Annotated in this window: 22 protein-coding genes; 11 read left to right on the top strand and 11 right to left on the bottom strand. The window is 66.3% G+C overall.

All coding sequences use genetic code 11. From position 1 onward, the window contains the following. Positions 1–77: 77 nt before the first annotated feature. The 3 genes from NNX38_RS09210 to NNX38_RS09200 are packed head-to-tail and all read right to left on the bottom strand — an operon-like array spanning position 78 to position 1,619. The gene (locus NNX38_RS09210) at positions 78–956 is read right to left on the bottom strand and encodes an SURF1 family protein (RefSeq protein ID WP_255797718.1); all 879 of its coding nucleotides are present in this window, start codon (positions 954–956) and stop codon (positions 78–80) included. Further along, complete coding sequence (locus NNX38_RS09205; protein WP_255797717.1) at positions 957–1,211, bottom strand: hypothetical protein; 255 nt, start codon at positions 1,209–1,211, stop codon at positions 957–959. A gap of 9 nt (positions 1,212–1,220) precedes the next feature. After that, the gene (locus tag NNX38_RS09200; protein ID WP_255797716.1) at positions 1,221–1,619 is read right to left on the bottom strand and encodes a DUF3099 domain-containing protein; all 399 of its coding nucleotides are present in this window, start codon (positions 1,617–1,619) and stop codon (positions 1,221–1,223) included. A gap of 137 nt (positions 1,620–1,756) precedes the next feature. Between NNX38_RS09200 and NNX38_RS09195 the strand changes: the two genes are divergently transcribed. Both NNX38_RS09195 and NNX38_RS09190 read left to right on the top strand, forming a co-directional pair. Continuing rightward, on the top strand, positions 1,757–2,485 hold the full coding sequence (locus tag NNX38_RS09195) for a beta-ketoacyl-ACP reductase (protein WP_229951929.1): 729 nt from the start codon (positions 1,757–1,759) through the stop codon (positions 2,483–2,485). Positions 2,486–2,607: 122 nt separating this feature from the next. Next, positions 2,608–3,372 (top strand): SDR family oxidoreductase, encoded by a 765-nt coding sequence (locus NNX38_RS09190; protein ID WP_255797715.1) that lies wholly within the window; start codon positions 2,608–2,610, stop codon positions 3,370–3,372. On the opposite strand, the gene serB is transcribed toward NNX38_RS09190, so the two are convergent. Continuing rightward, positions 3,369–4,274 carry a phosphoserine phosphatase SerB gene (serB, locus tag NNX38_RS09185; protein ID WP_255797714.1) on the bottom strand — a complete coding sequence of 302 codons (906 nt, stop codon included), beginning with the start codon at positions 4,272–4,274 and terminating at the stop codon, positions 3,369–3,371. The two genes, NNX38_RS09190 and serB, sit on opposite strands and share 4 nt — an antisense overlap. Positions 4,275–4,400: 126 nt before the next feature. Here serB and NNX38_RS09180 point away from each other — a divergent pair, with 126 nt between their 5' ends. From NNX38_RS09180 to NNX38_RS09155, 6 genes are all read left to right on the top strand, one after another. Next, entirely contained in the window at positions 4,401–5,189 is a 789-nt protein-coding gene (locus NNX38_RS09180) for an ABC transporter ATP-binding protein (RefSeq protein WP_255797713.1), read from the top strand. A gap of 13 nt (positions 5,190–5,202) precedes the next feature. Then, positions 5,203–6,006, top strand: coding sequence for an RNA methyltransferase (locus NNX38_RS09175; RefSeq protein ID WP_255797712.1), 804 nt, complete (start codon positions 5,203–5,205; stop codon positions 6,004–6,006). Positions 6,007–6,058: 52 nt separating this feature from the next. Beyond that, on the top strand, positions 6,059–7,009 hold the full coding sequence (locus tag NNX38_RS09170) for a hypothetical protein (protein WP_255797711.1): 951 nt from the start codon (positions 6,059–6,061) through the stop codon (positions 7,007–7,009). Between the two features lie 131 nt (positions 7,010–7,140). Beyond that, positions 7,141–7,398 (top strand): type B 50S ribosomal protein L31, encoded by a 258-nt coding sequence (locus NNX38_RS09165; RefSeq protein WP_146361982.1) that lies wholly within the window; start codon positions 7,141–7,143, stop codon positions 7,396–7,398. Between the two features lie 119 nt (positions 7,399–7,517). Then, on the top strand, positions 7,518–8,594 hold the full coding sequence (locus NNX38_RS09160; protein WP_255797710.1) for a biotin/lipoate A/B protein ligase family protein: 1,077 nt from the start codon (positions 7,518–7,520) through the stop codon (positions 8,592–8,594). A 60-nt stretch (positions 8,595–8,654) separates the two neighbouring features. Continuing rightward, positions 8,655–8,993 (top strand): cupin domain-containing protein, encoded by a 339-nt coding sequence (locus tag NNX38_RS09155; RefSeq protein ID WP_229951922.1) that lies wholly within the window; start codon positions 8,655–8,657, stop codon positions 8,991–8,993. 25 nt (positions 8,994–9,018) lie between these two features. On the opposite strand, the gene pepN is transcribed toward NNX38_RS09155, so the two are convergent. The 3 genes from pepN to NNX38_RS09140 form a co-directional block, all read right to left on the bottom strand. Further along, entirely contained in the window at positions 9,019–11,628 is a 2,610-nt protein-coding gene (gene pepN / locus NNX38_RS09150; protein WP_255797709.1) for an aminopeptidase N, read from the bottom strand. Positions 11,629–11,636: 8 nt separating this feature from the next. Beyond that, positions 11,637–13,328 carry a hypothetical protein gene (locus tag NNX38_RS09145; RefSeq protein WP_255797708.1) on the bottom strand — a complete coding sequence of 564 codons (1,692 nt, stop codon included), beginning with the start codon at positions 13,326–13,328 and terminating at the stop codon, positions 11,637–11,639. 88 nt (positions 13,329–13,416) lie between these two features. Beyond that, positions 13,417–14,457: a YeiH family protein gene (locus tag NNX38_RS09140; protein WP_370646408.1), complete on the bottom strand. Its 1,041-nt coding sequence runs from the start codon at positions 14,455–14,457 to the stop codon at positions 13,417–13,419. Positions 14,458–14,616: 159 nt separating this feature from the next. Here NNX38_RS09140 and NNX38_RS09135 point away from each other — a divergent pair, with 159 nt between their 5' ends. Further along, a complete protein-coding gene (locus NNX38_RS09135; protein ID WP_255797707.1) occupies positions 14,617–17,421 on the top strand; it encodes a cation-translocating P-type ATPase in 2,805 nt (934 codons plus the stop codon). Here NNX38_RS09135 and NNX38_RS09130 read toward each other — a convergent pair. Together NNX38_RS09130 and glgC are read right to left on the bottom strand one after the other, a co-directional pair. After that, a complete protein-coding gene (locus tag NNX38_RS09130) occupies positions 17,400–18,836 on the bottom strand; it encodes an SDR family oxidoreductase (protein ID WP_255797706.1) in 1,437 nt (478 codons plus the stop codon). The genes NNX38_RS09135 and NNX38_RS09130 overlap by 22 nt on opposite strands. A gap of 153 nt (positions 18,837–18,989) precedes the next feature. Beyond that, positions 18,990–20,234 (bottom strand): glucose-1-phosphate adenylyltransferase, encoded by a 1,245-nt coding sequence (gene glgC / locus NNX38_RS09125; RefSeq protein ID WP_308219825.1) that lies wholly within the window; start codon positions 20,232–20,234, stop codon positions 18,990–18,992. Between the two features lie 78 nt (positions 20,235–20,312). Here glgC and glgA point away from each other — a divergent pair, with 78 nt between their 5' ends. Further along, complete coding sequence (gene glgA / locus NNX38_RS09120) at positions 20,313–21,509, top strand: glycogen synthase (protein WP_255797705.1); 1,197 nt, start codon at positions 20,313–20,315, stop codon at positions 21,507–21,509. 513 nt (positions 21,510–22,022) lie between these two features. Here glgA and NNX38_RS09115 read toward each other — a convergent pair. Continuing rightward, the gene (locus NNX38_RS09115) at positions 22,023–24,122 is read right to left on the bottom strand and encodes an acyl-CoA dehydrogenase (RefSeq protein ID WP_255797704.1); all 2,100 of its coding nucleotides are present in this window, start codon (positions 24,120–24,122) and stop codon (positions 22,023–22,025) included. Continuing rightward, on the bottom strand, positions 24,119–24,844 hold the full coding sequence (locus NNX38_RS16930) for a TetR/AcrR family transcriptional regulator (protein WP_255797703.1): 726 nt from the start codon (positions 24,842–24,844) through the stop codon (positions 24,119–24,121). The genes NNX38_RS09115 and NNX38_RS16930 overlap by 4 nt, the downstream gene beginning before the upstream one ends. An 80-nt stretch (positions 24,845–24,924) precedes the next feature. Between NNX38_RS16930 and NNX38_RS09105 the strand changes: the two genes are divergently transcribed. Beyond that, entirely contained in the window at positions 24,925–26,262 is a 1,338-nt protein-coding gene (locus NNX38_RS09105; protein ID WP_229951914.1) for an acetyl-CoA C-acetyltransferase, read from the top strand. Position 26,263 lies beyond the last annotated feature (1 nt).

Here is a 26,263-nt window from a genome sequence, read left to right as displayed (position 1 = left end):
GTACAAAAAGGCGGCCCTGCTCCGATTGGAGCAGGGCCGCCTTTGTGCCAGTGGGAGTGTGCGGGGAACGGTCGGGGCTAGAACCCCTGAGCGTCCAGGATCGCGTCCTCTTCCTCTTCGCCGGTGGGTCCGCGCTTCCTGCGGCGCGGCGGACGACGCCGGGACGGAGCCGGGTGGGCGGCGATAATTTCGTCGTCGTCCTCTTCGTCTTCGTCGTCGATGCCCTCGTAATAGCGGTTCAGGGCTTCCTGCCGTGCCGCGTAACCCAGCCCGATAAACATCATCAGCGCGAACCCGTACCACTGCAGCCCATACGAGAGGTGCAGGCCGTCGTCCACTTCCGGCCGCGGCGCGCTTTCGGGTACGACGGCGGGCCCCGGGTCCTCGCTGGCCATAAGCCCGTAGGAGCCCTGATGCAGCGGATAGTCCAGCTGCTCGGCAAAGGCGCCCAGGTCGATCGAGGGCAGCTGGCCTTCAGGGGCGCTGCGGGTCAGGGTGGGTTCGGCGGCCTTGATCCGGGCCACCACGCTCACCCGTCCCTCGGGGGCGGCAGGGATGCTGTCCGGCCTGCCGGCCTCGTCGTCGCCGATCGGCAGCCAGCCGCGGTTGACCGCCACGCTGGTGCCGTCATCAAGCTTCAGCGGCACCAGGACCTCGTAGCCGGGCCGGCCCTTCAGCGGGCGGTTGCGGATGATGCGCTGCTCGGAGGAGTCGTACGTTCCCTCAAGCTTCACGGGCAGCCATTCGACTGCTTCGTCGTACGTGTCGAAGTAGTCCTTGGCCTCGTCATAGGGGACCGGCGCGGCGTCGTAATTGGATTCAATCCGGTCGGTATCGGCCAGGGAGGCTGCGCGGCGGTCCATCTGCCACTGACCCAGACCCACACAGGCAGCAGCAAGGACGCAGACGAGGACAAACCAGCCGAGCCAGCGGGCCGAAAAGAGGAAACGGTACATCTACGCCGTACCACCTTCAGTGCTGCCGTTCAGCGGGAGAGTTTCCTTCCAGAGGCCGCGCGTACGCAGGTAATCCTCCAGCCAGTCCCGGTGCTCATCGCAGGCAAGCCAGGTCTTGCGGCGTTCCGGGGTATGGATGCGGGGGTTGTTCCACAGCAGCTGCCAGCCGGCGTTGAGCCGGCAGGCCTTTCGGGAACACACCGGGGTGCCGGCGCCTGTGTCCGGGTTGCCGGAGAGGGAGTCGAGGAGGTTCATGCTGGGGGATCAGGCCTTGTCTTCGTCGTCATGGATTTCGTAGTCATTGTCTACGATTTCGCCCGGCAACACAGTGGTTTCGGGACTTTCTCCGGGTTCTTCCGCCGCCCGCGGAGCGTCCAGCGTTGTGGCCGGCGGACTGTCAATCATCGCATCCGAGGCGGTCATAAGGCGGGAATCCGACCCTCCGTTGGCAATGATGACTGCGAAGTAGGGGAGCACCACCGCTCCGGCAATCACCACCCACAGCAACCAGCCGTGCACGAAGAACATCAGGAACAGGCAGACCACACGGATGCCCATGGACACGCTGTACTTGATCATGCGCGCGCGCATTTCGTCCGTGTGCGGGCTGGGTGCGTCGGTGATTCTGGGGACGCTCTCCCCGCGGTTCGTGTCCCTAGCCATCAGTAGCCATCGGTAGTCTTCCTCACCCTCCAAACAGGTTCGTTCATTCTCTCACTAGCAGCAGCGTTGCAGAAGTTGAATCCGGCGCACGTAGGATCGAGACAACCCCCAATCGCTGGCTGAAAGAAGGAACATCCGTGCAGAACACAACAGAGAACGAGTCCGGCCGCAGCGTCCTGGTGACCGGAGGAAACCGCGGAATCGGACTGGCAATCGCCAAGTCGTTCCTCGCCGCAGGTGACCGCGTGGCCATCACGTACCGCAGCGGCGAGGTCCCCGACGGAATGTTGGGCGTCAAGGCGGATGTGACGGATATGGCATCGGTTGATGCCGCGTTTACCGAGGTGGAGGCTGCGCACGGGCCGGTTGAAGTCCTCGTGGCCAATGCCGGAATTACCCGGGACATGCTGCTGCTGCGGATGAGTGAAGACGATTTCTCCGATGTGATTGACACCAACCTCACGGGCGCCTTCCGGGTGGTCAAGCGTGCGTCCAAGGGCATGCTCCGGATGAAGAAGGGCCGGGTGGTCCTGATCTCCTCGGTGGTCGGGCTCTACGGTTCACCCGGGCAGATCAATTACGCCGCCTCCAAGTCCGGACTGATCGGCATTGCCCGTTCCCTCACCCGCGAACTGGGTTCCCGCAACATCACGGCCAACGTCGTGGCGCCGGGCTTCATCAACACCGACATGACCCGTGCCCTGCCCGAGGACACGCAGAAGAACTACCTGTCCTCCATCCCCGCCGGCCGGTTCGCCGAGCCGGAGGAAGTTGCCAACGTGGTGCGCTGGATTGCGGGCGACGAGGCAGGCTACATTTCCGGTGCGGTCATCCCGGTCGACGGCGGCCTGGGCATGGGGCACTAGCCCGGCCCAACGCGGCGCTCCGGAATCATTGGAGGTTTCCTCAACTGCCAGCCGGGTTCCCGGCTGGCAGGATGGGTTCAAAGAGCTGAACGCTTAGATACTTTCTACAACAAGGAGTTCACATGGGTCTGCTGGAGGGCAAAGCAGCGATAGTCACCGGATCATCGCGCGGAATCGGAGCCGAAGTGGCCCGGTTCCTGGCAGCCGAGGGTGCCGGCGTCGTCGTCAACTACCGCCAAAAGGCACCGCGTGCCAACAAGGTGGTGGCTGCCATTGAGGAAGCCGGCGGACGCGCAGTCGCCGTTGGCGCAGACCTCACCGCCGCCGAGGGGACAGCTGCCCTGGTGGCCGCTGCGCAGGAAAACTTCGGCGGGCTCGACGTCCTGGTGCTCAATGCCTCCGGCGGCATGGAAACCGGCGTGGAAGAGAACTACGCGCTGAAGCTGAACCGCGACGCGCAGGTCAACATGCTCACTGCTGCCCTCGAAGTGATGCCTGCCGGTTCGCGGGTGGTCTTCGTCACCAGCCACCAGGCGCACTTCATCAAGTCGGTGCCGACCATGCCGGAATACGAAGCCGTCGCACTCAGCAAGCGTGCCGGCGAGGATGCACTGCGCAGCATGCTCCCGCAGCTGGAAGAGAAGGGCATCACCCTGGTGGTGGTCTCGGGTGACATGATCGAAGGCACCGTGACGGCCACCCTGCTGGACCGGGCCAACCCGGGCGCCATCGAAGCCCGCCGCGAAGAAGCCGGAAGGCTTTACTCGGTGCAGGAGTTCGGCGCCGAAGTAGCGCGCATGGCCACGGCCGATGTTCCGTCCGGCCACACCGAATACGTGGGCGGTGCGGACTACCTGACCGCGGGAGCGGCAGGCGGGCCCGCCTAAAGCTTCACGAAGTGCTGAACCACGTCCAGTTGGGGCAGGTTCACCACGGCATCCGCGGCGGCCTGCACTGCCGGTTTGGCGTTAAACGCCACTCCCAGTGCGGCCGCCGCGAGCATGTCCAGGTCATTGGCGCCGTCGCCCACCGCAATAGTGGACCCGGGTGCCACCTCCAGGGCCCGCGCCCACTCGGCCAGTGAACGCGCCTTGACCGCACGGTCCACGACTTCCCCGGACACCGCGCCGGTCAGCACCCCGTCCTTTATTTCCAGGAGGTTCGCCCGGCGGAAGCTGAGCCGCAGGCGATCGGCCAGCGGGTCAAGCACCTGGGTGAAACCGCCCGACACCACGGCAACCCCGTGTCCGGCCGCAAGGAACTCCTTCACCAGCAGCTCCGCGCCGTCGGAAAGTTCAATCCTGGCCCCCACTTCGTCGATGACGGACGCCGGCAGTCCGGCCAGCGTTTTCACCCGGGCATGCAGGCTCGCGGCAAAATCCAGTTCCCCGCGCATGGCGGCCTCGGTCACCGCTGCGACCTCCGCTTCCCGTCCTGCATGCGCCGCCAGCAGTTCAATGACTTCCTGTTTGATCAGGGTCGAGTCCACGTCCAGCACCAGCAGCTTCCGGGCATCCTCAAGCAGCGACGGCGGCACCACGGCGCTCTGCTCACCGCCCGGCCGTGCCGGTACGGCTGCCGCAGCTGCGGCGACGGCGCGCCGCAGCCGGGGGAGGCCGCCGTCGTACCCCACATAAAGCTTGGACACGGTGAAACCGTTCCCCGCAGCGTTCTCCAGTTCCAGGATCTGTGCCCCCAACCCGGAGACGGCGCCCTGCACCGCCCCCAGATAGGCGTCGGACAGGTCCCGCCCGTAGCTGACGACACTGTATTCGGGGGAGTTCGGCATGGTTTCCGTTCTGCTCGGTCCAACGGGGAAGTACGTGTTCGGTACGGGGATCTCCGGCTGCGTCTGCGTGGCGGCCGGGCGCATCGTTTCGCCAATGCCCCTTTCTTTAGCCTAATGTCTAGTGCTATGAGTGAAGTTCTTGAATTTGCCGGCGTAAGCGTTGTCCGCGGCGGCAAAAACCTGTTGGACGGCGTTAACTGGCAGGTCAAGGAGGGGGAACGTTGGGTCATTATGGGTCCCAACGGTGCCGGAAAGACCACGCTGCTGCAGATTGCCAGCGGCCGGATGCACCCTACCCGAGGCGTAGCGGGAATCCTCGAGGAAGTCCTCGGCGCAGTGGACGTCTTTGAACTCCGCCCGCGTATCGGCCTGGCCTCCGCGGCACTTGCCGGGCAGATCCCCGAGGACGAAACAGTCCTCAACGTGGTGCTCACGGCGTCCTACGGAATGACCGGGCGCTGGCGTGAAAAGTACGAAAAGCTCGACGAACGGCGCGCCTTCCGCCTGCTGCACGAGTGGGGCATGTCCACCTTCATGAACCGCCGCTTCTCCTCGCTCAGCGAAGGGGAGCGCAAGCGCGTCCAGATCGCCCGCGCCCTGATGACGGATCCGGAACTGCTGCTGCTGGACGAGCCGGCCGCCGGCCTGGACCTCGCAGGCCGAGAGGACCTCCTGTTCCGGCTCGGCGGACTGGCCCGGGACGAGGAAGCACCCGCCATGGTGCTGGTCACCCACCACCTGGAAGAAGTCCCCACCGGTTTCACCCACGCCCTGCTGCTCCGCGAAGGCGGCGTGGTGGCGTCCGGTCCCATCGAAGAGGTGTTCACCGAAGAACACCTGAGCACCGCCTTTGACCTGCCGCTGGACCTGCGCCGCGACGGCGGCCGGTATTCGGCCACTGCCCGTCGCGGCTAGGAGCAGTTTCCGGGTGAACCTCCAGTATTTAGAGTCCGCCGACGATCCCCGCGTCTACGACTACACCTCCCTCACGGACACCTCCCTCCGGAAGCGGCGGGAACCGGAGGAGGGCATGTACATTGCCGAATCCTCCAAGGTCCTGCGCCGCGCGGTCGACGCCGGACACCGCCCGCGGTCCTTTTTCCTGGCCGAGAAATGGCTTCCGGACCTGGCGGACGTCCTGGCCCGGTTCCCGGACGTGCCTGCCTACGTAGGTACGCCGGAGGTCCTGGAGCAGATCACCGGCTTCCACCTGCACCGGGGCGCCCTGGCGGCCATGGAACGCCCTGCGCCCCTGGACCTGCCCGGCCTGCTGGGTACGGCCCGCAGGATCGCGGTGCTGGAAGACATTGTCGACCACACCAACATCGGTGCGATCTTCCGATCCGCCGCTGCCCTGCAGGTGGACGCCGTGCTGGTGACACCCCGCTGTGCGGACCCGCTGTACCGCCGGGCCATCCGCGTAAGCATGGGAGCAGTCTTCCAGGTTCCGTGGGTGCGGCTGACGGACTGGCCGGGACAACTCGAACAGCTCCGTGAAGCCGGCTTTGTGACTGCTGCCCTGGCACTGCGCGAGGATTCCCTGACCCTGGATGAACTGAGCGCCCGCCGCGACGAGCGCCTTGCACTGGTCCTCGGCACGGAAGGCGACGGACTGGCCGAGGCCACCCTCGCCGGCGTCGACCTGGCCGTACGCATCCCGATGAGCGGGGGCGTCGATTCGCTGAATGTAGCCGCTGCCAGTGCCGTGGCATTCTGGGAGTGCCGGCCCTGATGCCGCCGGGCAGTCCGCTGCCCTTACCCTGCAGTCCCTCAGGTGCCAGACTGTGCGCAGTCATCCACCCTTCGAGGAGACCAGCGGAGCTGCCATGGAATCCCGTGCAAGCACCCGGCCAGGCAAGGTCCTGGTGCTGTGCGCCGGATTGCTGCTGACCGTTTCGGCCTGCGGCCCCACCGCCGGTCAACTGCAGGAACGGGAAACATCGGCTTCAGCGGCGCCGTCCGGCACCGTTGCCGCAGAGCCGTCCCGCACCCCCTATCCCACCCGGCCGCCGTCGCCCGTTCCCGAAACCACCGCTCCGCCGACGCAGGTGGGTGTCACCGGCAGCCAGGTTGGTATGCCGCAGCCGGTCCAGGATGCCTGCCAGTGGCTCCTTCGCCGGGATCCGGAGCCTGCGTCCGGGGCCGAAGCGGGGGCCTGCGTCTCCGCCGCCATGGCCGCGGGCGGAGGCGGCGTCCAGACCCTTCGGACAGACACCAGCTGGCTCCCGGCCGGCACGTACAGCGTCCGGTTCGCCACCGGCCCCGACTTCGCCATGACCCTGCAGGACACGGAAGCGGACCTCTCAATCACCATCCGCGAGGGGCAGCGGGTGCTGCACAAGGAGAACCAGGACATTTCCGCGGACCGGGAAGGAACGGCTGAAGAGGCCTACGCGGCGATCCTTGCCGATGCCGCCGAGTTGACCGTCCGGCCGGAGAGAGTGGCCGCACTGCTTGCACCGGCGGAAGAGGTCACCGTCCGGTACGGGGTAGTGCTCGACGGGAAGCCCTGCACGCAGATCAGCGGGAGCTTCGACACGGGCGAGGCGCAGCAGCCCGGAAACGGCACCGGACTTCCGGCAGGCTCATCCGCGGTGCTTCCGGCCGGTTCCTTTTCACTGTGCCTGGATGATTTTTACCGCCCCGTACAGATTGAAATCACCGGCCTTAACCAGGGCATCACCTCGAAGATCACCGCCGTCAACGCCCAGTGGGGCACCCACCCGCTCTCTTGAGACGAGAGCCGAAGGGTTTCCTCCGGGTCCGGGAAATGCGCTAGTATGGGTTGCTGGCCGAATGTACGGCCGATAAAGCTTTCAACCACACTGTGCCTGGCAAAATCCAGGCACCAAAAGAAGGTAAAACTGTGAAGTCTGATATCCACCCCAAGTATGCTCCGGTTGTCTTCCGTGACCTCGCGTCCGACACCGCTTTCCTGACGGCCTCCACCGCCACCTCCTCCAAGACGATCGAGTGGGAAGACGGAAACACGTACCCGCTCATCGAGGTGGAAATCTCCTCCGCATCGCACCCGTTCTACACGGGCAAGCAGCGCATCATGGACTCCGCCGGCCGCGTGGAGCGCTTCAACGCCCGCTTCAAGGGCTTCGGCGCGAAGAAGTAGCCAGCACGGAAATACAGCAGTACTTAGAGAAAGGTCCGCCGGCATCAGCCCGGCGGGCCTTTCCCTGTAACGGGGGCCCGTCCGGTCCCGGCAGAGCGGTTCGGAGCTAAGGAGTCTTGATGGCAAGCACGGATAACACTGGACGCCGGCACGGGGAATACAAAGTTCCCGGCGGCAAACTCGTTGTAGCGGACCTGGAAGTCCGTGACGGCAAGCTGGCCGACGTTTCCCTTGGCGGCGATTTCTTCCTGGAACCCGATGAAGCACTCGGGGATATCAATGCCGCCCTTGAGGGCCTGCCTGCCGAGACGTCGTTCGGCGATATTGCCGCAGCCGTCCGCTCCCGGTTGTCCCCGGATACGGTCCTCTTCGGTTTCTCGCCCGAAGCCGTCGCCACCACCGTACGCCGCGCCCTCGGCAAGGCCACCGGCTGGGGCGACCACCAGTGGGAGATCATCCCGCCCACCCCGCTGTCCACACATATGCACGTAGCCATGGACGAGGTCCTGGCGGAGGAAGTGGGCACGGGTAAGCGCAATCCCACCCTCCGGTTCTGGGAATGGGAGTCGCCCTCCGTGGTGATCGGCAGCTTCCAGTCCCTGAAGAACGAGGTGGATCCGGAGGGAGCGGAACGGCACGGTGTCACCGTAGTCCGGCGCATCACCGGCGGCGGTGCCATGTTCATGGAGCACGGCAACGCCATCACCTACTCCCTTTACGTTCCCCAGTCCCTGGTGGACGGGCTCAGCTTCGCGGATTCCTACCCCTTCCTGGACGCCTGGGTGATGGAATCCCTCAAGAAGCTCGGAATCTCCGCCTGGTACGTGCCGCTGAACGACATGGCCACGGACCAGGGCAAGATCGGCGGTGCCGCACAGAAACGCTTCAGCAGCGGCGGGATGCTGCACCACGTCACCATGTCCTACAACATCGACGCGGACAAGATGGTGGAGGTGCTGCGCATCGGCAAGGAAAAGCTCTCCGACAAGGGCACTACGAGCGCCAAGAAGCGGGTGGATCCGCTTAAGCGGCAGACCGGGCTTTCCCGCGAAGACATCATTGCAACCATGATGGACACCTTCGCCACGCGTTACGGCGCAGTCGAGGCGTCGATCTCCGACGAGGAGCTCGCCCTAGCGGAGCAGAAGGTAGCCGAAAAGTTCAACACCCCGGAGTGGCTGAGCCGCGTCCCCTAACCCGCCGGCCTGCGGACCGTCCGCTACCCCGGCGGCGGTCCGTAGGCCTAGACTGCGGAGATGGAGAAAAAGTCGCTGACCGCCCTCGCCCGCCAACACATGGAATCCTCACGGCAGGCGGCCAGCGGACGCAGCGCCTCCACTGTCTACGGCGGACACGAGCACGTGCTGCGGCAGACCGTGATTGCCCTCCGGGCCGGGTTTGTTATGGACGAGCATGAGAATCCGGGCGAGGCCACGGTCTATGTCCTCAAGGGCCGGGTTGCCCTGGCCGCGGAGGGCAACACCTGGGACGGCGCCGCGGGAGACCTGCTGATTGTTCCGCAGGCGCGGCACTCCGTCGCGGCCCTGGAAGACTCGGCCATCCTCCTCACCGTCGCCAAGCCGCAGCTGGCCTGACGCCGGGCCTGGTGCCTCCCCGGACCTACAGTCCGGCCGCCTGGACGCGCAGGGACCGAAGCAGCTGGTCCTGCTGCTCGATGATGATCCGCCGCAGGGCGCCCGGCGCGCCGGGATGAAGCTCCAGCCATTCGACCGATTTCTGCACTACGGGATGGTCGGCCGGTGCCATGCCCGGCGCTGCATCCTGGTGCCCGGGGTAGAGCCCGCCGACCACGCGGGAGGCCAGCTCGATGCTGCGTGCGGACCAGACCTCGGTGAGGGAGGCGAAATAGTCCTCCACGTATCCGTCCAGCAACTCGTGGCTGCCCAGGCCGAACCCGGTGATCGTGGCCGAGAGCAGCTCGTTGGAGAGGCGATCGGAATGGACTGCCGCCTGCCAGGCCGCAGCCTTCACCTCTGGATCCGGGAAGGCAGCCGCTGCGGTCGTGTGGCCCACCCGTCCCGACGCCGTGGTGTCCCGTTCCAGTTCGGCGTCCAGTTCCGCGCGGGTGGCGGAATCGGTGGCTGCGAGTGCAACCCACAGGCGCCAGCGAAGATCGGAATCCACTGCCAGGCCCTCGACGCCGGCGCTGCCGTCCAGCAGTCCGCGCAGCAGCCGGTTGTAGGTGCTGCTGCGCCGCCCGGCCCCTGCGGCGGCCCGGGCCCAGATGATCTGCCGGTCGCTGCCCGGTGCCGCCGTCTTCAACTGCTCGGCAATGTGTGCGTAGAACTCCTCGCGCAGTCCGTCCCGCCGCGACGTCGGTGCGTAATACTCAATGGCACTGAGGGCATTGTCCAGCAGTACCTGCAGTACGCCGGCACCGCTTTCCTGCGGCGCCACCCGCTGGACCAGCCGTACATAGTCCTTGGCACTGAGGACCCCGTCACGGACGCTGTTCCACAGCGCTGAAAGCGTGATGGCCCGGGCCAGGGGATCGGTGAGCCGGTGCAGGGACTCCAGCAGCGTGCCCAGTGACGCGTCGTCGAAACGGATCTTGGCGTAGGTAAGGTCCTCGTCATTGAGCAGCAGAAGGGCAGGACGCTGCCTGCCGAGCAGTTCAGGTACCTCCGTCCGTGCACCGGCGACGTCCAGTTCCACGCTGTCAATGCGGACCAGGGCTCCGGCGGCGTCGAAATCGTACAGTCCGACGCGGAGCCGGTGCGGCCGGGGGACCTGTTCGCCGCTGACCGGATCCGGAGCATTCTGCCGGATAACCACGGAAGTGTAGGCACCGGCGTCGTCGGTTTCGGTCTCCGGGACCAGGACCGGAACGCCGGCGGTCTGGAGCCAGCGGCTGGACCACAGCGCCATGTCCCTGCCGGACGCCGTTTCCAGGGCACTGAGGAGGTCCGCGAGCGTGGTGTTGCCGAAGGCATGGGCACGGAAGTACCCCCGGGCAGCCTCGATAAAGGCATCGAACCCAACGTAGGCCACCAGTTGCTTGAGCACCGAGGCGCCCTTGGCATACGTGATGCCGTCGAAGTTCTGCTTCGCGGCCTCCAGATCGGGGATGTCCGCCACGATGGGGTGCGTGGTGGGCAGCTGGTCCTGGACGTAGGCCCAGGCCTTGCGCCGGTTCGCGAAGCTCACCCAGGAGTTGGTGAAGTCGGTGGCACGGTCCACGGCCAGGGCCCCCATGTAGTCCGCGAAGGACTCCTTGAGCCACAGGTCGTCCCACCACTTCATGGTCACCAGGTCGCCGAACCACATGTGCGCCATCTCGTGCAGGATGGTGTTGGCGCGCGCCTCGTACTGCGCCTCCGTGGCCCTGGAGCGGAACACGTATGCCTCGGTGAAGGTCACCAGTCCGGGATTCTCCATGGCGCCGAGGTTGTACTCGGGGACAAAGGCGGAATCGTATTTCCCGAAGGGATACGGGAAGGCAAAGAGGCGGTGGAAGTAGTCCAGGCCCCGTTTAGTGACCGCGAAGATGTTTTCCGCGTCGAAGTACTCGGCCAGGGAGGAACGGCAGTACGCCGCCAGCGGAACGCGAAGGTCGGTGCCGTCGTCGAGCCGGGTCGACCACTCGTCGTCGGCGCGGTGGTACGGCCCGGCGAGGACCGTGGTGATGTAGGTGGAGATGCGCTGGGTGGCAGCGAACTCCCAACGGCTCAGGGCGCCGTCACCCAGCGGTGTCCGCTGCGTTTCGACGCCGTTGGAAGCCACCTCCCAGCCACTCGGCGCCGTCACCGTGAAACTGAAGGACGCCTTCAGGTCCGGCTGCTCAAAATCGGCAAATACGCGCCGCGCGTCGGCGGGCTCGTACTGCGTGTAGAGGTAGATCTGCCCGTCCGCCGGGTCGCGGAAGCGGTGCAGGCCCTCGCCGCTCCGGCTGTAGAGGGCCGTGCCGTCGACGGTGACGGTGTTTTGCCGCTGCAGGCCGGGCAGGCGGATCCGGGAGGAGCCCACAACGTCTGCCAGGTCCAGTTCGGCCCCGTTCAGGACAACCGAGGACACCCCGCCGTGGATGAAGTCCAGGAACGTCTCGGCACCGGGCTCTGAACAGCCGAAGGTTATGGTGCTTCGGGACCGGAAGCCTGCGGCGTCCTGGTCCTGGGCATTGCCCAGGTCCAGATGGACATCGTAGGAGGTCACGGACAGCAGGCGGGACCGCAGAGCGGCTTCGTCACGGCTCAGGTTCTGGTTAGGCACCTGTTCATTCAATCACTTCTGCGGGCGCCGGCGGTGCCGTCCGATGCGACGGTCGCCGTAACCGGACCCCTACGCGGCTCCGAACCGCTGCCGGGCAATCGTTCCATCACCGCGGAGAAGGACAATGAGGCCAGCACTATGAAATACGGTGCGTAGAGATAGAGGAACCGGGCACGCGCCTCGAAGAGCAAAAGGAACAGGAGCAATCCGAACAGTGCAATCCGCATTGCCGACAGCTCCGGGCGCAGGAGGCGCGGCGTCCGCAGGAACAACGGCACGGACACGAGGGCAAGGATCGCGAACCAGGTTCCCTGCCAGATGGAGAGCATCCATTGAAAGTTCGGACGGGTATTGCCGAACAGGTCCTGGATGCCTTGGTCCGCGGGGCGCGATGAAAGGAAATTCTCCCCGGTCATCCGTCCCTCGCCAAAGGAAAAGAAGGATCCGTCTCCCGTAATCCATGCCAGCTTATGGTGGAGGAAGGCAACGTAACCGCCCGGTCCCATGGCGGACACCCGGTTCTGGTAGGCCTGCACGCCCTGGCGGAATTTCTCCTCTTCACCGGTGATGGCAACCGTACTCTGGTAATCATCCTCGTTGTACGCCCCGTAGTAGGGCCCGTGAGGTCCCTCCGTAGAGCGCGCGCCGACCTTCAGGAAATGGCCCATGTTCATCGCGTGGGGATTGTCTTGGACGTCGAACGCAATCACCGGGCTCCGTTGCTCAAAGCCCGCAATCAGCCGGTTACCGATGAAGAAGCTCCCGCCGACAATAACCACGGCGAGCAGCAGGACCAGGGTGTCCTTCCGCCCGGCGAGCAGGCATACCGCCGTGATGCCGGCAGCCACCAGACAGATCAGCACGGTGGGTTTGATCCCGTAGCCCACCGCGGCCACCGCACCCGCAAGGATCCACAGCGGCACACGGACGGTAAGCCTGGCCGAGCGCCGGGATACCAAGAGCAGGCAGAGGATCAGGACGGTGAACAGAACACCGACCGTGTCCGAGTAGAGCACTCCCGCCCACGGCGATAGAACCAGGAAGACCGTCGTCGGCACCAGCGAAACGGCGGCGGCGATCCGGCCGCCCAACATGCGTACCGCGCAATACGTCAGCACCGTCCCGGCGAAGAGCACCGACCCGTTAAGGAATGCCGTAATCATTCCCAGGTCCTGAAAACCGAGCGAGAGCGCCAGCTCGTAGTACGCCGCTATCAGCAGCATCAGGAGCAGGTTGTTCGGGTTGGTCTCGAAATAGGGAGGCACGGAGTCAATCGTTTTTCCTGCCAGCCCGGCGGCGGCATCGGCGACGGCATACGCATCCCAGTCCGGGGGAAGCCGGACGGCGTAGGCCACCCGCATCTGGATCCACAGCAGCAGCGCCCACACCCCTGCCCACGGCAGGTACGTCCAGGGGCGGTGCCGCGCAGCTGCCGCCGCGGTTCTCCGCAGCAGCCAATACAGCCCGGCCATCAGCCCCGGTACCACTGCCGCGGCCAGCAGTGCCCACCCGGTGCGGTACTGCGAAGCACCGTAGTGCGGGAACACCACGTTGGTCAGCAGGGCCCACAGGATCAACCCGCACAGCACCAGACCGGCGGCAGCCGGCAAGTTCGCGAGCTGCGGGCGGATTCGCAACGGCGCGGCATGACGCCGTTGGGCGCCATCTACCGTGTGTTGCGCAACTCCTTCTCCGGACATGGCTCACAAGTCCTTGGTGGGTGGGTGGGTGGGCAGGGGAGTTGGGTGGGCAGGGGCTGGTTGCTACCCTGACGGCACCCTGGTCCCACTATCCGGCCAGCAGCAACGCCGCGGCTAGGCCCAGGCCGGATATCAGGGCCCACGACGTCAACGCCGCTGCCGCCGCACGGACACCGGACGCGAAGAGCGCCCTCACCCGGACACCGGCCCCCAGCGCAAACAACGCCGCGGCGAAGAGCAGCTCCTGCAGGACGGCGGCGGTTTCCAGCGCCGCCCCGGGCAGCACGCCCCAGGTACGGACCAGGATCAGCGCGAGGAAGCCCAGGACAAACAAAGGGACCAGCGGAGGGCGTTTGCCTTGCAGCGGAAGCTGCGCGCGCCGGGCCCGCAGCCCGGCGGCTGCGGTCATCGGTGCCAGCAGCACTACGCGCGCCAGCTTCACGACGACGGCGGCCGCCAGCGCCGCTGTACCGGCGGTCTGCGCGGTGGCGACCACCTGCCCGACGTCGTGCACCGACGCCCCGGCCCAGGAACCAAAGACTTCCGCCGGCAGGCCCAGCATCCTGCCGGCCAGCGGCAGCACTGCAATGGCCAGCGTGCCGCAAAGCGTCACCAGGGCGACCGGCACCACCGTTTCTTCGGTGCGGGTCCTGCGGACTGCGGCCATCGCCCCGATGGCGGAAACACCGCAGATGGAGAAGCCGGCGGCGATCAGCACCGGTTCATCCCCTGGAAGGCGAAACAACCGGCAGATGCCGTACGTGCCCGCAAAGGCCGCCAGCACCAGCGCCACGATCAGGAGCAGCGCTGTCCACCCCAGTCCGGCGATGTCGACCAGCGAAACCTTCAGCCCCAGCAGCACAATTCCAAGGCGCAGGAACTTCCGCGCAGCCAGGGCCAGTCCCGGTTTCCAGGCACCGGCGGCCATGGCCGCACTACCGGGTACATTCGCCGCCAACAGGCCCAGCACCACCGCAGCCGTCAGGACAGGTACCGCGGGCAGGAGCAGATGTACGAGGAAGGACGCGACGACGGCGGCAGCCGCGGTCAGCAGTCCGGGGACAGTGCCGCGCAGGCGGTCCCATCGGGAGGACGGTGCGGGGGAGGAGGCTGCGGGGGATTCTGGCACGTCTACACCCTGCCGCAGTCGCGTCAGTTATCCAAAGCGCATCCAACGCGCTCCGGCTTTCGGTGTCTCCGGCGCGGGCTGGCCCGCAGTAGGCATACTGCTGCCGCGGCCTGCGTTGCTACCATTAGGGCACCATCCTCAAGGAACCGGGAAGCACCCATGAGTTCGCAAGGCAACAGTGGAAGCGTCCCAAGCGTTTCCATGCAGCAGCAGGTCCTGGAGTCCCCGTGGCTATTCCCCGCGGAAGAGGTGGCCTCGGCGCTGGACACGAACCCGGATGCCGGGCTCGACGCCGGCGAAGTCCGGAACCGGCTGGACCGCTACGGGCCGAACCAGCTCGCCGAGGGTAAAAAAGTACCGGTGTGGCGGAAGATCCTTGCGCTGCTCTCGGACCGGCTGACCATCGTCCTGATCATCGCCGCGGTTGTCAGTGCCGTTGTCTCCCAGGAGTGGGAAACCCCGGTGGTGATCCTGCTGGTCATCATCCTCAATACCACCCTGAACTATGTGCAGGAGCAACGGGCCGAGAACAGCCTGGAGGCCCTGCGCAACGCGTCGGTGGACAATTGCCGGGCGCTCCGGTCCGGCAACCCGGTGACCGTGGAGCGCACGGACCTGGTGCCCGGCGACGTCGTGCTGCTGGAGGCCGGGGACAGCGTGCCGGCGGACGGACGGCTGCTGGAGGCGGTGCGCCTGCAGGTGGCCGAGGCGGCACTCACCGGCGAGTCCAAGCCCACCAACAAGGCAGCCGCCCCGCTTTTAGATCCTCAGCTTCCGGTGGCCGACCGGGTCAACCTGCTGTTCATGGACACCGATGTGACCCGCGGCCGCGGCGTGCTGCTGGTGACGGGGACCGGCATGGACACCCAGATCGGCACCATTGCGCATCTGCTGGGGAGCACCCGCGAGGAAAAAACCACCCTGCAGCGCAGCATCGACCAGCTTGCGCGGGTCCTGACCTACATCGCCTTCGCCGTCGTCGCCCTCGTGTTCGTGCTGGGGCTGCTGCGCGGGGACAGCTGGGAAGACCTGTTCCTGACCGCCGTCTCGCTGGCCGTGGCCACCATTCCCGAGGGGCTGACCGCCGTCGTTGCCTTCACCCTCGCCATGGGTGCCTCCCGGCTCGCCGCGCGCGGGGCCATCATCAAGCAGCTCGCAGCCGTGGAGACCCTCGGCAGCACGTCACAGATCTGCACGGACAAGACCGGCACGCTCACCCTCAATGAAATGACGGTGCGGCGGTTGTACTCGCCCGCGGGCCGCAGGTTCCGGGTGACCGGGAACGGCTACTCCACGGACGGAAAGATCCTCAGCCCCGACGGGGAGGCCGCCCCCCTGCCCCCGGAGGCATACATGGCCATGGCGCTGTGCAACGACGCCTCGGTCGAGGACGGCAGGCTGACCGGCGACCCGACCGAGGGCTCCCTCGTGGTCCTGGCGGAAAAGGGCGGGATCGACGTCGCCGGCGCCCGGGCCACCCACCGGCGCGTCGCGGAAGTTCCGTTCGACTCCGACTACAAGTTCATGGCCACGTTCAACCGCGACGACGACGCCGGAGCCCCCGTGCACTGCAACGTCAAGGGGGCGCCCGGCGTCGTCCTGGACCGGACCGCGTTCCTGCAGACCCCGGACGGCCTGGTCCCGCTGGACGCCGAAGAACGCGCACGCATTTCCCGCGACGTGGAGTCCCTGGCCAATGCAGGCCTTCGGACCATGGCCGTGGCGGGGCGGGTGCTCGACGCACCCCTGCCGGCCAGCCCGGGTGCACTGTTTGCCGAGGCAGCGAGCCTGGTGCTGTACGCCGTCGTCGGGATCCTGGATCCGCCGCGGCAGGAGGCAGCCGAAGCCATTGCCCGGGCGCGGGCCGCCGGAATCGACGTGCACATGATCACCGGGGACCATCTGATCACGGCCTCGGCGATTGCCAGGGACCTCGGGATCGAGGGCAGGGCCGCAGCCGGCACCGCGCTCGATGTCATGGATGACACTGAGCTGCGCAGGCAGGCGCCGCAGCTGGGGGTGCTGGCCCGGGTTTCTCCCGAACACAAGATCCGGATCGTGGAGGCGCTTCAGGCGGACGGCTACATCGTGGCCATGACCGGCGACGGCGTGAATGACGCTCCGGCGCTGAAACGCGCCGACATCGGGATTGCCATGGGCATCACCGGCACCGACGTGTCCAAGGGCGCGGCCAAGATGATCCTCACCGACGACAACTTCGCCACTATTGTGGCGGCTGTCGAAGAGGGCCGCGGCATCTACGACAACATCCTGAAATTCGTCCGGTTCCAGCTGACCACTGCCTGGGGCTTCGTGCTGATCTTCCTTGCAGCGGCAACCTTCGGCTTCGCCGGAGGGGCGCCCTTCACCGCACTGCAGATCCTCTGGGTGAACATCATCATGGACGGCCCGCCGGCCCTGGCGCTTGGCGTGGACCGGACCGATCCGGAGGTGATGAAACGGCCGCCGCGGCCGGCCACCGAGCCCCTGCTGACGGGCAGGCGGATTGCCGTGCTGACAATGCTCGGCATCGTGATGGCGGTGGGTACCTGTACCGTCCTGGTCAATGCGCCGCGGTGGTTCCCCGAAAGCGCCGGCAGCACCAACTTCGCCACCACCATGGCGTTTACCACCTTCGTGTTCTACCAGGTGTTCAACCTGTTGAACGTCCGCTCCGAAACCGGCAGCATCTTCACCCTGCGGACCTTCACCAACCGCGCCATCTGGGTTTCCCTCGTGGCTGTGGTGGTGCTGCAGATCCTGGTGGTTCAGTTGAGCTTCTTCGCGGGGATCTTTGACACGGTGCCGCTGACCTCGGCGCAGTGGTTCCTCTGCTTCGCCGTCGGCGCCACCGTCCTGGTGGTCTCCGAGATCGGCAAGGCGGTGCAGCGGCTGTCCGCCCGCCGTCGTCGGCCGGAGCTCACGACGACGGGACGGAAGTCCTACCAGGGGGAGGGCTTGTAGTCCTTGAGGAAGACGCCGTACTGGTCCTCGCCGTTTTCACCCATGACAATCGGGTCATAGACGCGGGCAGCGCCGTCGACCAGGTCCAGCGGGGCGTGGAAGCCTTCCTCCGCCAGGCGCACCTTGGTGGGGTGCGGACGCTCATCGGTGATCCAGCCGGTGTCCACCGCCGTCATGAGGATCCCGTCCGTTTCCAGCATTTCCTCGGCACTGGTGCGGGTAAGCATGTTCAGCGCTGCCTTGGCCATGTTGGTGTGCGGATGCCCGGGTCCCTTGTAGCGGCGGGAGAACTGACCTTCCATGGCCGAGACGTTCACAATGTACTTCCGCCGCGCCGAGGACGCCGCCATGGCGGGGCGGAGCCGGTTGACCAGCAGGAACGGCGCCGTGACGTTGCACAGCTGCACCTCGAGCATCTCCAGCGGGTCCACCTGGTCCACCACCTGCGTCCAGCTGTTAATGGGCGCCGTGTCCGGCACCAGCCCGCCGGCGTCGATCGCCGTTCCGGCCTCCATCCGCGCCAGTGAGGAAGAGCCGGCGGTGAGCGCCAGGGCTGTGACGGCGTCGGCCGCCAGGACCGGGTGCGCGGCGACTGATCCGGCCAGCGCCGTGGGGTGCGCGTCGTAGGTGTGGCCGAAGGTCACCAGCTCGGGCATGGGACCATCCGGCAGCGGCGCCAGTTCGGCGTCGGTCAGCGGCCGGTAGGCGTTGGAGGAACGCCGGACGGTCTGGGCGGCGTTGTTGATCAGGATGTCCAGGGGGCCTGCCTCCGCCACAGATTCGGCCAGCGAGATGACCTGGGCCGGGTCGCGCAGGTCGATGCCGACAATACGCAGCCGGTGCAGCCAGTCCGCCGAGTCTTCCATCGCGGCGAAACGGCGTGCCGCGTCTTTCGGGAAGCGGGTGGTGATGGTGGTGTGCGCGCCGTCGCGCAGCAGCCGCAGGGCGATGTACATGCCGATCTTTGCGCGGCCGCCGGTCAGCAGTGCCCGCTTGCCGGTCAGGTCGGTGCGGGCATCCCGCTTGGTGTGGCTGAAGCCGGCGCATTCGGGGCAGAGCTGGTGGTAGAAGGCATCCACCACGGTGTAGGGCTGCTTGCAGATGTAGCAGTTGCGCGGCTTGAGCAGCGTGCCGGCGGACGGTCCGTGCGCGGCGGTGGTGAGCTGCGCCCCGCGGGTTTCATCATCAATCCGGTCAGCGGCGCCGGTGGCGGTGAGGGCGACGACGGCGCGGTCCGCCTCTGCGATAGCGGAGCGCTTTTCGGTCTTCCGGTGCTTCTTCACGGACTTGAACATCTTGGCGGTGGCCCGCCGGACCGCGACGTAGTCGGGGTTTTCTTCATCCAGGACATGGATGGAAGCCAGGACCTTGAGGGCTGTCTGGATTTCTTCCGGGCTTAGTTCAGGGGTGCTCATTGGGGCCTTTACGCTCATCGGCACCGGAGGATCCACAGTGCAGGCGCACCATGTGCGCCTTCCGAGGATACCGGAGAAGACCGCAGGCACCCGTATCGGGGGCAGGGGCACCGGGGAATCTCACACCCGGCGCCCCTGCTCCTACCTATTTTTTCAGGCCTCGGGGACGCGCTGTCCCTTGCTGAGCACGGTGAGGCCGGATTCGGTCACGGTGAAACCGCGGCTGAGGTCCAGTTCCCGGTCCACACCAACCGTGGCTCCGGCGGGGATCCGCACGTTCTTGTCGATGATGGCGCGGCGGATGATCGCCCCTTCACCCACATGCACCTTGTCCATCAGCACCGAGTCGGTCACCTCTGCGTTGGAGCCCACATAGACGTCCTGCGCCAGCACGGAACCCGTCACCTTGCCGCCGGAGATCACCGTGCCGTCGGAAACGATCGAGTCGAAGGCGGTGCCGGCCTGGTCGGAGGCGCTGCGCACGAACTTGGCGGGCGGGGAGATGCTCTGCCGCGTGTAGATGGGCCACTGCAGGTTGTACAGGTTGAACGCCGGCAGGGGCGAGATCAGGTCCATGTTGGCGTCGTAGTAGGAGTCCAGGGTGCCGACGTCGCGCCAGTACTGGTGGTCGCTGCCGGTGGCACCGGGGATGATGTTCCGGGTGAAGTCGTACACGGCGGCGTCGCCGCGTTCCACGAAGTAGGGGATGATGTCCCCGCCCATGTCGTGCTTGGTGACCAGGCGTTCCTCGTCCCACTGCAGTGCCTTAACCAGGGCGTCGGTGTTGAAGACGTAGTTGCCCATGGAGGCCAGGAAGCTGCCCGGATCATCGGGCAGGCCCGGGGTGGTCTCCGGCTTTTCCACGAACGCAGCGATGCGCTCCGGGTTCTCGGAATCGGTTTCGATCACGCCAAACTGGTCCGCGAGGTGCAGCGGCTGCCGCACGGCGGCAACGCTCACCGATGCGCCGGAGGCAATATGCGCCTCGACCATCTGGGAGAAGTCCATGCGGTACACGTGGTCCGCGCCGATCACGACAACGATGTCCGGCTGGGCATCCTCGATCAGGTTCATGGACTGGTAGATGGCGTTCGCGCTGCCGAGGAACCAGCTCTTGCCCACGCGCTGCTGTGCGGGCACGGAAGCCACATAGTTCTGCAGCTGGGTGGAAAGCCGCCAGGTTTCGGAGATATGCCGATCCAGGCTGTGGGATTTGTACTGGGTCAGGACCACGATCTGCAGGTACCCGGAGTTCACCAGGTTTGAAAGTGCGAAGTCGATGAGGCGGTAGCGCCCGGCAAAGGGAACCGCCGGTTTAGCCCGATCTGCTGTAAGCGGCATTAGCCGTTTACCCTCGCCGCCTGCGAGAACTACTGCCAGGACCTTCTTTGGCGCCATTGTGTTGAACCTCTTCCGAAAATAAGTCTACTGACTTCAGACTAGATCACTGGTTGCCCGGTGCACTACGTTGGTTTAGTGCGAGTAGATATTGTGTCGAAGGAATTCCCGCCGGAAATCTACGGAGGAGCAGGCGTTCACGTTGCCGAGCTCAGCCGGGTCCTGGCCGGAGAAGTAGATCTCCATGTGCATTGTTTCGGGGCCCCGCGCCCCGAAGATTTCCACGGAGCCAAAGTAAAGAGTTATGCGGTGCCGGCGGAGCTGAAGTCTGCGAATCCTGCCGTGCAGACCCTCGGGACGGACCTTGAAATCCTGGGTGGACTGGCCGGTGCGGACCTGGTCCATTCACATACCTGGTATGCGAATATGGCCGGTCATCTGGGTTCGCTGCTGCACGGCGTTCCGCACGTGCTCAGCGCCCACAGCCTGGAGCCGCTGCGTCCGTGGAAGGCCGAACAGCTCGGCGGGGGATACGCCGTGTCCTCCTGGGTGGAGAAAACCGCCTACGAGGCAGCCGCGGCCATCATCGCCGTCTCCGAAGGCATGCGCCAGGACATCCTGCGCAGCTACCCCGACGTGGACCCGGAGCGGGTTCGGGTAGTCCACAACGGCATCGACGTGCAGCAGTGGCAGCCGGACATCGACCCCGACGGCGTCCGCGCCTTCGACATCGATCCGGACCGTCCCAGCGTGGTCTTTGTAGGCCGCAACACCCGCCAGAAGGGTGTGCCGTACCTGCTGCGCGCTGCCGCGCTGCTGCCGCCGGAGGTCCAGCTGGTGCTGTGCCTCGGCGCCGCCGACACGCCTGAACTGGCTGCGGAAACCGCAGTGCTGATCGAGGAACTGCGGCGCACCCGCACCGGCGTCGTGGTGATTGAGCGCATGCTGCCGCGCGCCGAGCTGATCAAGATCCTCTCCATCGCCACCGTGTTCGCCTGCCCGTCGGTCTACGAACCGCTGGGCATCGTGAACCTTGAGGCAATGGCGTGCGGCACCGCCGTCGTCGCCAGCGCCACCGGAGGTATTCCCGAGGTCGTCGATACCGGCGTCACCGGGTTGCTGGTGCCCATCGAGCAGGTCACCGACGGAACCGGCACGCCGCTGGACCCCGAGAAGTTCGTGCGGGACTTCGCTGAGGCGCTGACCGAAGTGGTCACCGATCCGGCGCTGGCACAGCGGATGGGCGAGGCCGGCCGCGCCCGGGCCACCGAGCAGTTCTCCTGGGAGTCCATCGCGGAGGAAACCCTCGCCGTGTACCGCTCTGTCCTGGCCTAGCACCGGAACACCCGAAAGGCGCCGTCGCAGCTGCGGCGGCGCCTTTTCGCTGTCCGGACCGGGGACCGGCGACCCGCCCCACCGCAGAGGGTCCCACAGATTGGTGCTCCTGTGACTGATGGGACACAACCAGGCAACACCAGCCCCACATCGTGGGACGCTGTGCTGGTCCCAGGCCCGGCGACCTGCCCCGCCGCAGAGGGTCCCACGGTTTGGTGCGCATGTGACTGATGGGACCCAACCAGGCAACACCAGCCCCACATCGTGGGACGCTGTGCCCCAGGCCCGGCGACCTGCCCCGCCGCAGAGGGTCCCACAGATTGGTGCTCCTGTGACTGGTGGGACCCCACCAGGCAACAGGGGCCCCACCCACTGGGACGCTGTGCGGACTCTCAACCCCGGACCCCGGCCGGAACGCAGAAAGGGCACCACCGCACAGTGTGTGCGACAGCGCCCTTTCAGCTGCCCGGCTGCCCAGCTTTCAGCTGCCCGGCTGCCCGGACCGCAGGAAACCTACTTCCGGGACTTCTTCTGCTCAGCCTTCCTGCGGGCAATCAGGACCTTTTCGTCCACCGGTGCGGCGCCGCTGGCACGCAGCAGGCGCTGGTACTCCATGGCCTCATCCTGGCGGACCTTCTCCGCACCCGTGGCAATCTTGGCCCGCAGGTGTTCCTGGCCGTAGCCGAACGAGTCGACCAGGTCCAGGGCGTGCGGACGGATCTTGGCCAACAGGCGGTTGATGTACGGCCCCAGGGTGCGGGCGCGCTGCGCGGACAGACGCCCGTTCATGAGGTACCAGCCCAGGTTCTTTTCAATCAGGCACAGTCCGAACAGGTCGCGGACCCAGGTCATGACCTGGCGGGTGCCCGCGTCCTCCATCCGTTCCAGGCCCCGGGTGAAGGCTTCCCACTGGAGCAGTTCTGCGTGGGCGCGCGCAGCTTGGATCAGGGCGTGCTGGTTCTCGTTGAACACCGCCGCACCCTTGTCCTTCGGCAGCCCGCGGGCTTCCTTGAGTGCAGTGGCAACCTCCGCCACCATGGTGCCGACGCGGTCCGCCAACAGATCATGCTGGGTGCGCGGATCGCGCAGCGCAATGGCGGATTTCTTCTCCGACCCGGAGTCACGGAAGGACTGTGCAATCCGGCGCAGCCCGGTGCGGTGCAGGGTCACGTCCGTGGCCTGGCCAACCACGTAGCGCGCAAGGACGCCGAAGTCGGCACCGGCGAATTCCTTCGCGTAATCAGCCAGCAGGCGCTTGGCAACCAACTGCAGCAGCACCGTGTTGTCGCCCTCGAAGGTGGCGTAGATATCCAGGTCCGCGCGCAGGGCGGTGAACCTGTTCTCGGCCAGGAACCCGGCGCCGCCGGTGGCTTCGCGGCATTCCTGCAGCGTGTCCAGGGCGTGCCAGGTGGACAGGGACTTCAATCCCGCCGCAAGGGTTTCCAGGTCCTGGCGGTCTTCGTCGGTGTCATGGGCACCGGAGAAAACGTCGTCGAACTTGTGCAGCAGTTCCTCGTGCGCGAACGTTGCAGCGAACGTGGTGGCCAGCAGGGGCAGCAGGCGGCGCTGGTGCTGCTGGTAGTCCATCAGCACCTCTTCCTTGATGTCGGAAGCACCGTTGAACTGGCGGCGCTCCGTGCCGTACTGGATGGCCGTCTTCAGCGCCAGCTTGCTCGCGTTGACGGCTGCGCCGTCGAGCGAAACGCGGCCCTGCACCAGGGTGCCGATCATGGTGAAGAAGCGGCGGCCGGGGCTCTCGATATCGGACGTGTAGGTGCCGTCCGCAGCGACGTCGCCGTACTTGTTGAGCAGGTTGGTCCGGGGGATGCGCACATTGGAGAAGTGCAGCCGGCCGTTGTCGATGCCGTTCAGACCGCCCTTGATGCCGTCATCCTCGCCGCCGATGCCGGGCAGGAACCCGTTGTCGTCGCGAAGCTCGACATAGAAGGCATGCACGCCGTGGTCCACGCCCTGGGTGATCAGGTGTGCGAAGACGACGGCGGCCTTGCCGTTGACGGCGCCGTTGCCGATGTAGTCCTTCCAGGCGGCCCGGAAGGGGGTGTTGATGATGAACTCTTCGGACGCGGCGTCGTATTCCGCGGTGGTGGCGATGCTCGCGACGTCGGAACCGTGTCCGGTTTCCGTCATGGCAAAGCAGCCCGGAATTTCCAGGCTCATGATGCCGGGCAGCCACTTTTCATGGTGCTCCCGGTTGCCCAGGTGCATCACGGCGGAACCGAAGAGACCCCACTGGACGCCGGCCTTGATCTGCAGGGACGGATCGGCCACCACAAGTTCCGTGAAGCCGGCGACGTTGGCGCCGTGGCTGTCTTCGCCGCCCACGTACTTGGGGAACGCGCCGTGGACGGACTTGCTCTCCACCAGGATCTTCAACTGGTCCATGACCCGCTCACGGTGCTCGGTATACGTCAGCCCCGCGGGAGTCTGCATGGCTTCCATGCCGGCGATCTTGCGGGCCGCGAGCCGATTGTCGGCCCATTTGCCGAGCAGGACACGGCCCAGCGACTCGACGTCCACGACGGCGGCGTCGTTGTCGCGGATCGTGGCACTGGCCGGGAGCTGCCGTTCGGTGGGGGAAAGTGTTTGCGTCATTGCGTTTCCTTCTCGTGGTTGGAGGGAGTAGCTGGAGGGGTCGGGAGCTGATGCCCCCGGTCGTAGCCGATGCCGTCAAAGAGCCAGGCGGTCAGCTGGTCGGTCATTTGTTCTTCGGTCGGCTTCCCGGGGCCCGGGGGAGCGGCAATCCAGCGCTCACCGGCTGCCCGGATCATCCCGAGTGCCGCCGTAGGCCAGTACTGCGCGGTAGCGCTGGCCTCGGGCGGAACCTCCCGGCCCGCCAGGTAATGGCGCATGGCCGAGTCCATCATCGCGGTGATGGCTTCGAAGAAGGAGGAGAGGGTGCTGTCGATCTGTCCCGGTCCGCCGTCGGCCAGCTGTCCGGTCACGAACAGGTAGACGTTGGGGGAGGTTTCGGCCATCTGCAGGTAGGCGGAGACCATCGCACGGAGCCCCGACCTGGCGGAGGGGGCAGTACGGCCTGCATCCAGGATCTTTTCCTGCATCCGGGCCACCGCCATTTCGCCCATGGCCTTCTGCAGTCCGGCCTTGTCCCCGAAGTAGCGGTAGAAGACGGACTTCGAGGTCCCGGACGCGGCGGCAATCTCTTCCATCGACGCCGCGCAGCCCAGGGTGTGGACGGCCCGGCGCGCCGTCTTGATGAGGGTACGACGGCGCTCGGCCCGGTGCGCTTCCCAGCGGAGGGCGCGGCCGTCCGCAGCCGGGGACGGCGCGGAAGGATCTTCAAGTGCGTTGTTCACGATACTGAGCGTATCAGGTACGCTGGGTTACAGTAACTGGCGTCACACCCACCCCCATGGACTCCCAAGGAGAACGACGAATGGCTGCACAGCCTGAACCCGCACGAGCTACACCCACGAACAACGGCGCCGGGTCTTCGGTGCGCAAGGCGGTGGTGATCGGCGGAAACCGCATTCCTTTCGCCCGCTCGGGCGGCAAGTACACGTACAGCTCCAACCAGGACATGCTCACGGCCGCCCTTGACGGGCTGATTGCCCGCTTCGGCCTGCAGGGCGAGCGGATCGGCGAAGTAGCCGGCGGAGCAGTCCTCAAGCACTCCCGCGACTTCAACCTGACCCGCGAAGCGGTCCTGGGCTCGGCGCTGTCGCCGGAAACCCCCGCCTATGACGTGCAGCAGGCCTGCGCCACGGGCCTCGAGACAGTGGTCAGCCTGGCAAACAAGATCAAGCTGGGACAGCTCGAATCCGCCATCGCCGGCGGCGTCGACTCCGCCTCGGACGCACCCATCGCCGTCAGCGAAGGCCTCCGCCGTGCGCTGCTGGACCTCTCCCGCGCCCGGACCACCAAGCAGAAGCTGGCAGCCGTTGCCAAGATCCGCCCCAAGGACCTGTCCCCGAACGCGCCGTCCACCGGCGAACCGCGCACCGGACTGTCCATGGGCGAGCACCAGGCCCTGACCACCGCCCAGTGGAAAATCACCCGCGAGGCCCAGGACGAGCTGGCCTTCAACAGCCACCGCAACATGGCTGCCGCTTACGACCGCGGTTTCTTCGACGACCTCGTGACCCCGTACCGCGGCCTGGCAAAGGACGCGAACCTGCGCCCCGACACCACCATGGAAAAGCTCGCCAAGCTCAAGCCGGCCTTCGGCAAGAGCCTGGGCGATGAAGCCACCATGACCGCCGGCAACTCCACCCCGCTGACCGACGGCGCCTCCGTGGTGCTGCTGGGCTCCGAGGACTACGCCCGCGAACACGACCTGCCGATGCTGGCGAACATCGTGGATGCAGAAGCCGGCGCCGTCGACTTCGTGCACGGCAAGGACGGTCTGCTGATGGCTCCGGCCTTCGCCGTACCGCGCCTGTTGGCCCGCCACAACCTGACCTTCGACGACTTCGACTTCTTCGAAATCCACGAGGCCTTCGCCGGCACCGTCCTCTCCACCCTGGCCGCCTGGGAGGACGAGGAATTCTGCCGCACCCGGCTGGGCCTGGATGCGCCGCTGGGCAGCATCGACCGCAGCAAGCTCAACGTCAACGGCTCCTCGCTGGCAGCCGGGCACCCCTTCGCCGCCACCGGTGGACGAATTGTGGCCTCGCTGGCCAAGATGCTGCATGAAAAGGGTTCGGGCCGCGGCTTGATCTCCATCTGCGCTGCCGGCGGCCAGGGCCTCGTCGCAATCCTCGAGGCGCGCTGAT

The sequence above is a fragment of the Arthrobacter sp. zg-Y238 genome, assembly GCF_024385525.1.
In the GTDB taxonomy this organism is placed as follows: Bacteria; Actinomycetota; Actinomycetes; order Actinomycetales; family Micrococcaceae; genus Arthrobacter_B; species Arthrobacter_B jinronghuae.
This window is presented reverse-complemented; position numbering and strand designations above follow the sequence as displayed.